At 66.5% G+C, this 12,324-nt stretch carries 11 protein-coding genes and 1 pseudogene; 7 read left to right on the top strand and 5 right to left on the bottom strand.

Annotated elements, in window-relative coordinates; genetic code table 11:
- Positions 1-820, top strand: a pseudogene (locus Y706_RS23880) (hypothetical protein); the annotation flags it as partial.
- 51 nt (positions 821-871) lie between these two features.
- Here the strand turns inward: Y706_RS23880 and Y706_RS0105915 are convergent.
- The 3 genes from Y706_RS0105915 to panB form a co-directional block, all read right to left on the bottom strand.
- On the bottom strand, positions 872-1,630 hold the full coding sequence (locus Y706_RS0105915) for an MBL fold metallo-hydrolase (RefSeq protein ID WP_028275862.1): 759 nt from the start codon (positions 1,628-1,630) through the stop codon (positions 872-874).
- Positions 1,631-1,653: 23 nt separating this feature from the next.
- Positions 1,654-2,043: an SHOCT domain-containing protein gene (locus Y706_RS0105910; RefSeq protein WP_028275861.1), complete on the bottom strand. Its 390-nt coding sequence runs from the start codon at positions 2,041-2,043 to the stop codon at positions 1,654-1,656.
- Between the two features lie 204 nt (positions 2,044-2,247).
- Positions 2,248-3,213 (bottom strand): 3-methyl-2-oxobutanoate hydroxymethyltransferase, encoded by a 966-nt coding sequence (gene panB, locus Y706_RS0105905; RefSeq protein ID WP_028275860.1) that lies wholly within the window; start codon positions 3,211-3,213, stop codon positions 2,248-2,250.
- Positions 3,214-3,475: 262 nt separating this feature from the next.
- On the opposite strand from panB, the gene glnA (Y706_RS0105900) reads away from it, so the two are divergent.
- The 6 genes from glnA (Y706_RS0105900) (at position 3,476) to Y706_RS0105875 (ending at position 9,854) form a co-directional block, all read left to right on the top strand.
- Positions 3,476-4,816 carry a type I glutamate--ammonia ligase gene (gene glnA / locus Y706_RS0105900; RefSeq protein WP_028275859.1) on the top strand — a complete coding sequence of 447 codons (1,341 nt, stop codon included), beginning with the start codon at positions 3,476-3,478 and terminating at the stop codon, positions 4,814-4,816.
- A 9-nt stretch (positions 4,817-4,825) separates the two neighbouring features.
- Positions 4,826-7,837, top strand: coding sequence for a bifunctional [glutamine synthetase] adenylyltransferase/[glutamine synthetase]-adenylyl-L-tyrosine phosphorylase (locus Y706_RS0105895; RefSeq protein ID WP_028275858.1), 3,012 nt, complete (start codon positions 4,826-4,828; stop codon positions 7,835-7,837).
- 72 nt (positions 7,838-7,909) lie between these two features.
- Complete coding sequence (locus Y706_RS0105890; protein ID WP_043435044.1) at positions 7,910-8,326, top strand: VOC family protein; 417 nt, start codon at positions 7,910-7,912, stop codon at positions 8,324-8,326.
- A 49-nt stretch (positions 8,327-8,375) separates the two neighbouring features.
- The gene (locus Y706_RS0105885) at positions 8,376-8,891 is read left to right on the top strand and encodes a GNAT family N-acetyltransferase (RefSeq protein WP_028275856.1); all 516 of its coding nucleotides are present in this window, start codon (positions 8,376-8,378) and stop codon (positions 8,889-8,891) included.
- A gap of 70 nt (positions 8,892-8,961) precedes the next feature.
- Entirely contained in the window at positions 8,962-9,609 is a 648-nt protein-coding gene (locus Y706_RS23875; RefSeq protein WP_052355019.1) for an MBL fold metallo-hydrolase, read from the top strand.
- Positions 9,610-9,653: 44 nt separating this feature from the next.
- On the top strand, positions 9,654-9,854 hold the full coding sequence (locus tag Y706_RS0105875) for a hypothetical protein (protein WP_028275855.1): 201 nt from the start codon (positions 9,654-9,656) through the stop codon (positions 9,852-9,854).
- A 177-nt stretch (positions 9,855-10,031) separates the two neighbouring features.
- On the opposite strand, the gene Y706_RS0105870 is transcribed toward Y706_RS0105875, so the two are convergent.
- Both Y706_RS0105870 and glnA (Y706_RS0105865) read right to left on the bottom strand, forming a co-directional pair.
- Positions 10,032-10,283, bottom strand: a complete 252-nt coding sequence (locus Y706_RS0105870; protein WP_028275854.1) for a hypothetical protein — start codon at positions 10,281-10,283, stop codon at positions 10,032-10,034.
- A gap of 398 nt (positions 10,284-10,681) precedes the next feature.
- Positions 10,682-12,106, bottom strand: a complete 1,425-nt coding sequence (glnA, locus tag Y706_RS0105865; protein WP_018772378.1) for a type I glutamate--ammonia ligase — start codon at positions 12,104-12,106, stop codon at positions 10,682-10,684.
- Positions 12,107-12,324 lie beyond the last annotated feature (218 nt).

The raw sequence follows: 12,324 nt of genomic DNA, 5'->3' as shown, positions 1-12,324 counted from the left end.
CCCCCGCCGCTACCGGCTGGTGGTGCTCTCGGACCACGGCCAGTCCCAGGGCACGCCGTTCGCGGACAGGTATGACCAGGCGCTTGGTGATCTGTGCGCGGAACTGATGCAGGAACACGTTCAGAACGTGGACGCGTCCGTCGAGGGACTCGGGCGCGCGGACTCCATCGCCGGCGACGTTGCCACTGGCGGATTGTCCGGGAAGCTCGCCGGCCGCGCGGACAAGGTGCTGACCAAGGCACAAGAGACGCCGGCGCAGCAGACTTCCGGTTCAGGCGGCGCGGAGGACCCGGTGGTCGTGTTGGGCTCGGGCAACCTGGGCCTGGTGTACCTGCGGGGTGACCGGCGCCTGAGTCTCCAGACCCTCGAGCATCGGTGGCCTGCCCTGGTCCCCGGCCTGGCGGGCCATCCCGGCGTCGGGTTCGTGGCCGGCATCGATGACGAGGGCGGGGCGTGGGCGATCGGAAGCGGCGGGCGCGTCAATATCACCAGCGGGGCAGTGGAGGGCACCGACCCGCTGGCCGGTTTCGGGCCGCATGCGGCGCGGGTGCTGAATCTCGCGCTGATGCACCCCGAGGCGCCGGATCTCTATGTCAACAGCGCGGTGGATCCCGTGACCGGCGACGTTGCAGCGTTCGAAGGCCTCGTGGGATCCCACGGGGGTCTGGGGGGTTGGCAGGACCGCGCCGTGCTGATGGGCCCGGCCGATCTCATGGCGGGGCTGCCCGAGCGGATCGAGGGTGCCGGGGAACTCCACCAGGTGCTGGTGGCGATGCTTGAGTCCTGTGGCCAGCGCGCCACGACGGCGTCCCGCGGCTGAGCGACCAACTGGGGATTTCCCCCGGGCGGGTCCAATCCGGGGCCCGGGGGCTTACGAGGGCGCGACCCAGGACTGGCCGGGAGCGAGGACGACTGCCGTGCAGCCGGGAGCCTGTTCCGCCACGGCAGTGGCGAACCGGTGGCCGGGCCGCTCGAGCCAGCTCCGGGCAAAGTAGGTGACGAACGGAGGGTGCAGCGTCCCCCAGTGCACCGGCAGGGCGAACCGTGCGCCGCTCATCGCGACAGCCCGGGCGGCGGTCTCCGGAGTCAGGTGTCCCGCCGAGAGCCTCGGCCCCCACCCCCAGACCGGCACCAGGGCGACATCGATCGGCCCTCCAGCCATGGCGGGGAGCGCGGCCATCTCCGGGAACAAGCCCGTGTCACCCGCGATCCACACGATGCCCGATTGACCGCGGACGAGTTGGCCATTGGCGTCGTTGGGTCGGTGCGGCATTGGCCGGCTGTGATGCTCGGCCGGCACCTGGCGAATCTGGACGCCGCTGCCGACCGGGGTCCAGCCGTCGCCCAAGGAAACCGTGTGCGCCAGCTTTCGGCGACGCAGCCAGGCCACGTTCGCCGGCGCGCTCATCAGCGGTGCCCCACGCAGCATGCGCAGGGAGCGCAACTCGGCGTGGTCGTGGTGCAGGTGGGAGAGGAGCACCGCGTCCGGTCGGTCCCACGAGACCGGGTCCGGACGCGGTGCCAGGCGTCGGAGCAACCCGGCATGGGAACGGAGCAGCGGATCGGTCAGGATCCGAACCCCGTCGAGATCCAGAACCACCGTGGAGTGACCAAGCCAGGTGATTCTCATGTCGGGCGTAGCCCGTTTTCGTGTCAGGCCAAGGCCTTTGCCTTGAGGGAATCAAACTCGGTCTGGTTGATGGCTCCGGAATCAAGCAGCGCCCTGGCATCGGCGATCTGGCCGGCCGGGCTGGCCGTCGAGCCTGCGGCCTGCTTGATGTACTCCTGCTGGGCAGCCTGCTGCTGGGCCAGCATCTTCATCTGACGATCGGTCATGCTCCGGCCCCGGGCGATCAGGTAGATGAGGGCGCCGAGCCAGGGAACGAAGATCAGCAGGATAACCCAGCCGGCCTTGGCCCAGCCGCTGAGCTCGTGGTCGCTGAACAAGTCCATCAGGCAGCGGAACCACACCATCAGCGCAGCGATCCAGATGAAGAACCAGAAACTCCAGAGCAGAACGTCCCAGAAGCTATTCGTGTCCATCGATACTCCTCGAATCGTGTCCGCCGGAGCCTGACCTTACGCTTAGCGCATGAAACCGTCCGGGCCGGCGGAACATCTTGAGGTCCTAATGCAGACCTTATTGGTCAGCCTGCCCGCACCTGAGGCGCAACGCATCGCCCGTGAAGGATGAGGTCTTGCAAAAGAGTTCCCGGATCCGGAAGGTCAGGGCCCCCTGGAGCGGAACTAGAAGGAGTGTTCCGGGCCGGGGAACTGGCCTGAGCGCACGTCGTCGCCGTAGGCTTTTGCGGCGTCACTGAGCGACGTGCGGAGGTCGGCGTACTGTTTGACGAATTTCGCCATCTTTCCGCCGCGCAAACCGGCCATGTCCTGCCACACCAGGACCTGTCCGGTGGTGGCGCTGCCGGCCCCGATGCCGACCGTGGGGACGTCGACGGCGGCATCCACGGCGGCTGCCGTGGCGGCCGGGACCATTTCCATGAGCACGCTGAACGCGCCGGCGTCGGCCAGCGCGACGGCGTCGTCGATCAACCGCTGGGCGTCATCGCCGCGGCCCTGGACTCGGTAGCCGCCGAGGGAGTGTTCGCTCTGCGGGGTGAAACCGATGTGCGCCATGACGGGGATGCCGGCCTGGACCATGGCGCGGACGGTTTCGGCGTAGAACTTTCCGCCTTCGATCTTGACGGCGTGGGCCAGGCCCTCTTTCAGGAACCGGACTCCGGTGGCAACAGCCTGCTGGGTGGAGACCTCGTAGCTGCCGAACGGCAGGTCAGCGACCACCAGGGCCCGCCGTGCGGAGCGGGCGACGGCCCGGCACAGCGGAAGGAGCTCGTCCACCGTCACGGGAAGGCTGGTTTCGTTGCCGAAGACGTTGTTGGAGGCCGAATCGCCGACCAGGAGCACCTCGATGCCTGCCTGGTCAAAGATTTCTGCGGTGTACTGGTCATACGCAGTGAGCATGGCGAAGCGTTCACCGTTCACCTTGGCCGCCTGGAGATGATGCGTACGGATCCTGGCCGCCGGTTTCCGGGCCGCCTCCGCAGTCCCGCCGGTGCCGCCGTCGGCGGTCCCGCCTGTGCCACTGGCCGACGTGCCCGAAGAGGCGGCCGCTGAAGCCGCTGCCGGGCCGCTGCCGTAGGGGGCCGCAAGTTCTGCGGGCGTGCTGGAATCGGAGCTGTTACTTGAGGCCATGCCACGAGCGTAGTGCGAGACGAAGTGCCGCAGCTACCGCGGGTTGCCCCCGCCCGGCGTGAATCACGTCACACGGGCGGCCTGCGCGGCGGCACAATAGCCCCTCCCGCCGCGAATTCGTCCGGCTTTGTGTTAACGGTGTGTTACGCGGGGGTCCGGCTTCAGCAATCGGTGGCAATGCTTAGTAAAGTGAACCGTGAGCAGCCGCGGGGCCCATGAATGCCGGGCCTGGGGCGGATGGAAGAACCGGAAAGAGGCCAGTATGGACCGCCAGCAAGAGTTTGTCCTGCGGACGATCGAAGAGCGCGACGTGCGGTTTGTGCGCCTGTGGTTCACCGACGTCGTGGGATCGCTCAAGTCCGTGGCCCTGGCCCCGGCAGAGGTGGAAGGCGCCTTCGAGGAAGGACTCGGATTCGACGGTTCCTCGATCGAAGGCCTGGCCCGCGTCTTCGAATCCGACATGCTGGCCCAGCCGGATCCGGCCACGTTCCAGATCCTGCCCTGGCGCGGCGAGACCGAGGCCACATCGCGGATGTTCTGCGACATCCTGACGCCCGACGGCGAACCTTCCGCCGCGGACCCGCGCAACGTCCTCAAGCGCACCCTGGCCAAGGCCGCGGACATGGGCTTCACCTGCTACACCCACCCCGAGATCGAGTTCTACCTGCTCAAGTCCCAGGAGCCGGGCCCGGACGGATCACCGATCCCCGTGGACGAGGGCGGCTACTTCGACCACGTCCCGGGCGGCGTGGCCCAGGACTTCCGCCGGACCGCCGTGACTATGCTCGAATCGGTGGGCATCTCGGTGGAATTCAGCCACCACGAGGCGGGCCCGGGCCAGAACGAAATCGACCTGCGCTACGCCGACGCCCTGCAGACCGCGGATAACATCATGACGTTCCGCACGGTCATCAAGGAAGTCGCGCTGCAGCAGGGCACCTATGCCACCTTCATGCCCAAGCCCTTCACTGCCCACCCGGGTTCGGGCATGCACACCCACTTTTCCCTCTTCGAGGGGGACACCAACGCCTTCTACGAGGCTGGTTCCGAGTTCCAGCTTTCCGAGACGGCGCGCCAGTTCATCGCCGGCATCCTCAAGCACGCCCCCGAATTCACGGCCGTGACCAACCAGTTCGTCAACTCCTACAAGCGGCTCTGGGGCGGGGGAGAGGCGCCGAGCTACCTGAGCTGGGGCCACAACAACCGCTCCGCCCTGGTCCGCGTCCCGCTGTACAAGCCCGGCAAGGGCCAGTCCGCGCGGATCGAATACCGTGGCATCGATTCCGCCGCCAACCCCTACCTGGCCTACGCCGTGCTGCTCGGTGCCGGCCTCAAGGGCATCGAGGAGGGCTACCAGCTCCCCGCGGCGGCCGAGGACGACATCTGGTCGCTGAGCTCGGCAGAACGCCGCGCCATGGGACACGACCCGCTGCCGGCCAGCCTGCACGACGCCATCCGGACCATGGAGGATTCCGAGCTCATGCCGCAGATCCTCGGCGAGCAGGTGTTCGAGCACTTCCTGCGCAACAAGCGTGCAGAATGGCAGGACTACCGCCTCCAGGTGACGCCCTACGAACTGCAGCGCAATCTCGGCATTCTGTAGGTTGCCCCGATGAGCCTGGCACGACGCCTCATTGCCGCCGGCTTCAGCGATCTCGACAAGGGCGAGCGGTTCCTGGCGGCCCGGGAACTGGAGGGACTCGACCAGGATGCCCTCTTTGCGGGGCTGCAGCTGGCGGCCAACCCGGACACAGCCCTGCAGTCCCTGGTCCGGCTGATCGAGAAGCACCCGGAGCTGCGCAAGCTTGCCGTCGCGGACCCGGAAAGCAGCGAACCGCTGTACCGGGTCCTGGGCGCCTCCGAGGCGCTGGGCGAGTTCCTCATCCGCCACCCCGAACACCTCGATGCCTTCGACGTGCGGGTCAGTCCGGAACCGATGGCCGCGGACGCCGTGGCCCTGCGGACGCGGCTGCTGCAGTCGGTGCGGGCCGATCCCAAGTCTGCCCGGCCGGTGGCGGCCCTCAGCGGTCAGGAAGCCTACGCGGCCCTGCGCACCGCCTACCGGCGCGGGCTCGTGGAGCTCGCCATCAAGGACCTGTGCGCGGCCGATCCGCTGGACTTCATGCCGGCCGCGGGTGCGGAACTGGCGGATCTCGCCGGGGCTGCGCTCGAGGCGGCCCTCGCCGTGTCCCGGGCCGAGGCGGCGGAGAAGTTCGACGCCTCGGAGGTGGCCGACGTCGGCCTCGCCGTGATCGGCATGGGCAAGTGCGGTGCCCGCGAACTGAACTACATTTCCGACGTCGACGTCATCTACGTGATCGAGTCCGGCGCGCTGGAAGAGACCCGGGCCACGACCATCGGCACCGTCCTCGCTTCCGGGATCTCGCGCGCGATCATGTCCACAAGCCGCGAACCCGGGCTGTGGGAAGTCGATGCGAACCTCCGGCCCGAGGGCAAGTCGGGGCCGCTGGTCCGGACCCTCGCCTCGCACGAGAGCTATTACGCGCGCTGGGCCGAGAGCTGGGAATTCCAGGCCCTCCTGAAGGCCCGGACCATCGCCGGCGACACCGTCCTGGGGGCCCGCTATGAGGCAGCCCTGACGCCCCTGATCTGGTCTTCGGCCGGCCGGGAGGGCTTTGTCGAATCCGTCCGCGCCATGCGCCGCCGCGTCACTGAGCACATTCCAGCCGATGAGGAACAGCGGCAGATCAAGCTGGGCCGCGGCGGGCTGCGCGACGTCGAATTCACCGTCCAGCTGCTGCAGCTCGTGCACGGCAAGTCGGATGAATCCTTGCGTTGCCGGGACACCACCTCGGCCATCGCCGCGCTCTCCGCCGGCGGGTATATCGGCCGCTCCGACGCCGCGGAGTTCGACCGCGACTACCGCTACCTGCGGCTGCTCGAACACCGGATCCAGCTGTTCCAGCTGCGCCGGACGCACCTCATGCCGGTGAACGAAGCGTCCTTGCGCTCCCTCGCGAAGGCGGTGCTGGGACCTTTCTCCGCCGAGCGGCCCAAGCCGGACGCCCTGGTCGCCGCATGGCGAAAAACCAAGCGCTCCGTGCGGGAACTCCACGAACGAATCTTCTACCGCCCCCTGCTCAATACCGTCGCCACCCTGAGCAGCGAAGAGGCACGCCTGACCCCCGAAGCCGCCCAGGGCCGCCTCGCCGCCCTCGGCTACCTCGATCCGCCCGGCGCCATGCGGCACATCGAGGCCCTCACCGCCGGCGTGAGCCGGCGCGCCGCACTCCAGCGGCAGCTCCTGCCCATCCTGCTGGACTGGCTCGCCGACGGCGTGGACCCCGACGCCGGGCTGCTCGCCTTCCGGCGGGTCAGCGAGGCCCTCGGCACAACCCACTGGTACCTGGGCATGCTCCGGGATTCGACGGCAGCGGCCGAGCGGCTCTGCCACGTGCTCGCCAACTCCCGGTTGATCGCGGACCTGCTGGAGGTTTCGCCCGAATCAGTGGCGTGGCTGGGCACGGACAAGGAACTGGTGCCGCTGAGCTTCGAATCCCAATGGCTTGAAATCACCTCTAAGATGTCCCGGCACGCGGACCCGGAGAGCGCCATGCGGCTGATCCGGCTGATCCGGCGCCGGGAAATCCTTCGGGTCGCCATCGCGGACAGCGCCGGGCTGCTGGACCAGGACCAGGTGGGGGAAGCCCTCGCTGACACGGACCGGGCCGCCGTGCTGGGGGCCCTCCGCGTGGCGGAGACGATCATCACCGCCGGGGAACCGCTGAAGACCCAGGTGCTGGTGGTTGCGATGGGCCGTCAGGGCGGCCGGGAGATCGGCTACGGCTCGGACGCCGACGTCATGTATGTCCACCGCGGACTCCCCGGCGTGCCGGAAGATGAGGCACAGGCTCAGGCCCTGCAGATCGTGGGCAAGCTCTCCAGCCTGCTGACCCAGCCGCTCAAACCGGCGATCCTGGCCGAGCGGGTACTCGCGGTGGACGCGGACCTGCGCCCCGAGGGCAAGAGCGGGCCCATGGTGCGGTCCCTGGAGTCCTATGCCGAGTACTACCGCCGGTGGTCCCTGGTCTGGGAGGCCCAGGCGTTGCTGCGGGCGCGTCCCATGGCCGGCGACGACGCCCTGGCCGAGGATTTCGTGGCGCTGATCGACACCATCCGGTACCCGGAGTCTTTGTCTGACCAGGACGTCCGGGAGGTGCGGCGGGTCAAGGCCAGGGTCGAGGCGGAGCGCCTGCCGCGCGGAGCCGATCCCGCCCGTCACCTGAAGCTTGGCCGGGGCGGGTTGAGTGACGTCGAGTGGCTGGCCCAGTTGCTCCAGCTCCGGCACGCCGGCCGGCACCCGGAGCTACGGACCACGTCCACTGTGGACGCGCTCGAGGCGGCCGCGGACCTGAACCTGATGGACGCGGGGGACACCGTCATCCTCCTCCGGGCCTGGCGGCTGGCGAGCCGGATCCGTTCGGCCAACGTCATCTGGACCGGCCGGCCCTCGGACCTGCTGCCCTCCTCCCGCCGCGACCTTGAGGCGGTGGCCCGCTGGTGCGGCTACGGACAGGGCAACGCCGCGGCGCTGGAGGAGGACTACCTGCGGTTGAGCCGGCGCGCCCGGGCGGTCTTCGAGCGGGTCTTCTACGGCCAATAGCGCCCGGCGGCGGCCTGCCGGCTGCTGACAGGGCCTACTGACACATGCTGCGGGCGGTGCTACCTTGGGCCAATGGCCAGGCAACTTTTTGTGAACCTTCCCGTCCGGAATCTGGATAAGACCGTTGAATTCTTCACGGCGCTGGGATTTTCCTTCAACCCCGACTTCACCGATGAGAACGCCACCTGCATGATCGTCAACGATGGCGCGTACGTGATGCTGCTCGTCGAGTCCTATTTCAAGACCTTCACTTCGAAGTCCGTCGCCGCTACGGCCGGCACCGCCGAGGTCATCATGTCCTTCTCGCTGGAGAGCCGCGAAGCCGTGGACGAGGTCATCCGTACCGCCCTGACCTCCGGGGGCACGGCATCGGAGGAGGCCCAGGACTACGGTTTCATGTACACGCACAGCTTCCAGGACCCGGACGGGCACCTCTGGGAAGTCTTCTGGATGGATCCGGCCGGACCGCCCAAGGAAGCTGCGCTGTAGCCCCTTTCCTTGAGGCGGCGGGCGCCGCCGGCGCGGGTACGCTGTCTACATGTCTGGACATGTATGGCTGCTGCCTTTGAAGAATCTCGACGACGACGCCCGGGCCATCAAGCTTGGGGAGATCGCGCTGCTGGAGCTCGGCGCAGGGCAGCAGAAGTTCGTGGGGGACCCGCTGCGGATGATGCTGATCGGGCTCGAGGAAGAGTCCCGGCACCCGTTCGCCGTGGATGAGAACGGGGCCGCCGTGGGAGTCCTGACGCTCCAGGCTGGGGCGGCAACCCTCGCGGGCTGGCCAGAGGACAACACGGCCTGGCTCCTGCGGGGCTTCCTGATCGACCGGCGGCAGCAGGGCAAGGGCCTCGGCACCCTCGCCGCGGAGGCCGCCGTGCGGGAGGCCGCCAAACTGACGGCGGACCTCGGCAGCGGCCAGGCTGGCGTCGTACTCTCCGTCAACGAACTGAACCCCGGCGGCCAAGCCGCATACCGCAAGGCCGGATTCGAGGACCGCGGCCGCTACGAAGGCGGCGACGCCGGCCCGCAACGAATCATGTACCGGGCGTTCTGACCGAGGGCGCATCTTGACTGGGACGATGTGCGCCTCAGTATTGAATCAAGATCAGCCGCTGGAAAGGTGCATGATGGGTCACTCGCAGATGCAGGTAGAACCGGTCATCCAGGAGCTCCACATCCCCGCCGGGCTGGCAGGGACGGTTGAGTTGACGATGGACGTACGTTGTTTCCTTGTGCCGCACACCGGGGGACTGCTGTTGATCGATACGGGCCTCAAGGGCAGCGCGGATGCGATTGCGGCGGCGTTGGACCGTGTCGGAGCAGCATGGAGTGACATCACCGACGTCGTCCTCACGCATTGGCATCCGGACCACGTCGGCGGCCTCGGCGAAGTCGTGGAACGGAGCCCGTTGGCAGCGATCTGGACGGGCGCTGCGGACGTTTCCCAGATTCCTTCCGCGGTGCCGCTGCGCCCGCTCGTGGAACGTGACAGGGTCCGCGATATTCAGATCGTGCAGACGCCTGGCCACACGGCAGGACACATCAGCTTGCTGCATGACGACGGACTGCTGTTCGTAGGGGACGCTGTGGGGACAGCCGGAGGTGCGATGCGACGGGCGCCGGAGCAGTTTACAGCGGACTCTGCGCGGGCCGAAGAGTCGCTTCTAAGACTGAGCTTGCTGGAGCCGGACAGGATGCTCTTTTCCCACGGACCGGAGATCCCCGATCCCGTAGGGGAATTACGCCGGCTTCTCGCCGTCAACGAGGGTTGACGCCCCCTCTCTGCGTCAACTAACGTTGACGCTGGAGGTGCTTCATGCAGACATTGATAGGTTCCATGGACGGCAAAGGGCCGGCCGAGGCGCTCTACGCCGTGGCGGAACTCCACAAAGAACTGGCGCGCACGGAAACCGAAGTGGTGCTGCGTGCCCGGCAGGCCGGACTGTCATGGGAGGCCATTGCGGTGTGCCTTGGCGTCACCAAGCAGGCCGTGCACAAGAAGTACGGAAAGCGCTGAGGTGCTGGAAAGCGCTGAACCAGAAGGCCGGTCACGGGATGAACCCGTGACCGGCCTTTTTATATTGGAACTGTTGCGGACGAACAGTGTCGGGCCGCTTTATCTAACTAGGCGCCGTAGTAGAGCGCTGACTAAACAGACCTGATTGGTGGCCGTTGGATGTCGTCGAAATCCGCGTTAGTAGCGGACGACGTACGTCCTGCTGAACCGATAGCTGATCTTTCCCCCATATGTGCCCTTGACGCGGACGACGAACTTGTCGCCTTTGCTGTCCACGACCGGCGGCCCCCAGACCTTAGTGGTTGCATTCCAGCCGCCCGCGAAGATTTTGCCGTTCAAGAACCAGCGGTATTCCAGCTTGGTGCCCTTGGGCCAGCCGTACTTGTTCGCCCCCAGGATGGTTCCTGGGGTGACGTACACGGTGGACACGCCGGCTGTGCAAGGCGCCGTAGTTTGGGCACATGAGGCGGGCGTGCCGCCGTTGGCGCTGGCAGGGGCCGCCGCGGCGAGCGTTCCGGCTCCCAGGACAACGGAAAGGACGGCAGAGGCCGCTGCTTTACGGAAGATCGATCGTTTCAATGCTGGCACGGTTCCCCGCACCTCCTGTCGGTGGTTGGCAGATAGTTTTTGGCTGCTGAACGCTTCCGACATACACCGTCTAAGGCGCCCCCAAGTATGAGTATAACCACAGGGGCAACACTGGCATCAACGGCTTTGCTAACAACAAAAGGCCGGTCCCAAGTCGTGAAACTTGGGACCGGCCTTTGATGTATCAAAATTCTTGCGGACTGTCTGCGGACTATGCCCGCTTTAGCCCAGTCATATAGCTAGACGCCGTAGTAGAGCTCGAACTCGTACGGGTTCGGGCGCAGCGAAAGCGGACGGATCTCGTTCTCGTACTTGTACTCGATCCAGGTGTCGATCAGGTCCTGGGTGAAGACGCCGCCGGCCTGCAGGAACTCGTTGTCCTCGGCCAGTGCATCCAGGGCCTCCTCGAGGGTGCCCGGAGCCTTGGGGATGTCCTTGGCTTCTTCGGCCGGGAGCTCGTAGAGATCCTTGTCGATCGGAGCCGGGGGTTCGATCCGGTTACGGATGCCGTCGATGCCGGCCATCAGCTGGGCAGCGAACGCCAGGTACGGGTTGGAGGAGGGGTCCGGAGCGCGGAACTCGATGCGCTTGGCCTTCGGGTTGGAGCCCGTGATCGGGATACGGATACCGGCGGAGCGGTTGCCCTGCGAGTAAACCATGTTGACCGGGGCTTCGAAACCCTTGACCAGGCGGCGGTAGGAGTTCACCGTCGGGTTGGTGAAGGCCAGGACAGCGGAGGAGTGCTTCAGCAGGCCACCGATGTACCAGCGGGCGGTGTCGGACAGGCCGGCGTAGCCCTTCTCGTCGTAGAACAGCGGCTCGCCGCCGGTCCACAGCGACTGGTGGCAGTGCATGCCCGAGCCGTTGTCACCGAAGACCGGCTTAGGCATGAAGGTCACGGACTTGCCCCAGGCATCGGCGGTGTTCTTGATGACGTACTTGAACTTCTGCAGGTCATCAGCCGCGTGGGTCAGGGTGGTGAACTTGTAGTTGATTTCAGCCTGGCCGGCGGAGCCGACTTCGTGGTGGCTGCGCTCGACCTCAAGGCCGGCCTCGTCCAGGGCAACACACATGGCGTCGCGCAGGTCGGCCTGCTTGTCGGTGGGGGAGACCGGGAAGTATCCGCCCTTGACCGGGGTCTTGTAGCCGAGGTTTCCGCCCTCTTCCTCACGGCCCGAGTTCCAGTGTGCTTCCTCGGAGTCGATCTTGTAGAAGCTGCCCTGCGGGGAGGACTGGTACTGGACGTTGTCGAAGACGAAGAACTCGGCCTCGGGAGCGAAGAACGCGGTGTCGGCAATGCCGGTCGAAGCCAGGTAGGCCTCCGCCTTCTCGGCCACGCCGCGGGGATCGCGGTGGTACGGGTCACCGGTACGCGGGTTCACGATCGAGAAGTTCAGCGCAAGGGTCTTCTCCATGCGGAACGTGTCGATGAACGCCGTCGTGACGTCCGGGATGAGCTGCATGTCAGACTCGGCGATGCCCTGGAAGCCGCGGATCGAAGATCCGTCGAAAAGCTGGCCGTTGACGAAGAAGTCGGCGTCAACGCTCTTGGCAGGCACGTTGAAGTGCTGCTGAACGCCCGGGAGATCGGTGAAGCGGATATCGACGAATTTGATGTCTTCGTCCTTGATGAACTTGAGGACTTCGTCCGCAGTCTTGAACATCTATGCTCCTTACGCATATGAAAGATCTGGCCGTCAGGCACATTTGTCCAGCGCAGTCCAACGGCGGAGAAGGCAAAAAAGCTTCCCCGCTTCGCAGTCGCTAGCAACTGTTACCACCCTAAGGACAAGGGATTTCCCCGCAGTGTCCGCATTGTTTCGGGGAGGTTACAGAATGTCCTGACACGTAAACGCTAGTCGCCAGTCCACACTGTGGCCTA

The organism is Arthrobacter sp. I3, from assembly GCF_000520575.1.
Lineage (GTDB): Bacteria > Actinomycetota > Actinomycetes > Actinomycetales > Micrococcaceae > Arthrobacter > Arthrobacter humicola_A.
This window is presented reverse-complemented; position numbering and strand designations above follow the sequence as displayed.

Bases quoted from the DNA above. Each gene is read 5' to 3' on its own strand.
- Y706_RS0105915 (WP_028275862.1), bottom strand. From the start codon at position 1,630: ATGAGAATCACCTGGCTTGGTCACTCCACGGTGGTTCTGGATCTCGAC.
- Y706_RS0105910 (WP_028275861.1), bottom strand. From the start codon at position 2,043: ATGGACACGAATAGCTTCTGGGACGTTCTGCTCTGGAGTTTCTGGTTC.
- panB (WP_028275860.1), bottom strand. From the start codon at position 3,213: ATGGCCTCAAGTAACAGCTCCGATTCCAGCACGCCCGCAGAACTTGCG.
- glnA (WP_028275859.1), top strand. From the start codon at position 3,476: ATGGACCGCCAGCAAGAGTTTGTCCTGCGGACGATCGAAGAGCGCGAC.
- Y706_RS0105895 (WP_028275858.1), top strand. From the start codon at position 4,826: ATGAGCCTGGCACGACGCCTCATTGCCGCCGGCTTCAGCGATCTCGAC.
- Y706_RS0105890 (WP_043435044.1), top strand. From the start codon at position 7,910: ATGGCCAGGCAACTTTTTGTGAACCTTCCCGTCCGGAATCTGGATAAG.
- Y706_RS0105885 (WP_028275856.1), top strand. From the start codon at position 8,376: ATGTCTGGACATGTATGGCTGCTGCCTTTGAAGAATCTCGACGACGAC.
- Y706_RS23875 (WP_052355019.1), top strand. From the start codon at position 8,962: ATGATGGGTCACTCGCAGATGCAGGTAGAACCGGTCATCCAGGAGCTC.
- Y706_RS0105875 (WP_028275855.1), top strand. From the start codon at position 9,654: ATGCAGACATTGATAGGTTCCATGGACGGCAAAGGGCCGGCCGAGGCG.
- glnA (WP_018772378.1), bottom strand. From the start codon at position 12,106: ATGTTCAAGACTGCGGACGAAGTCCTCAAGTTCATCAAGGACGAAGAC.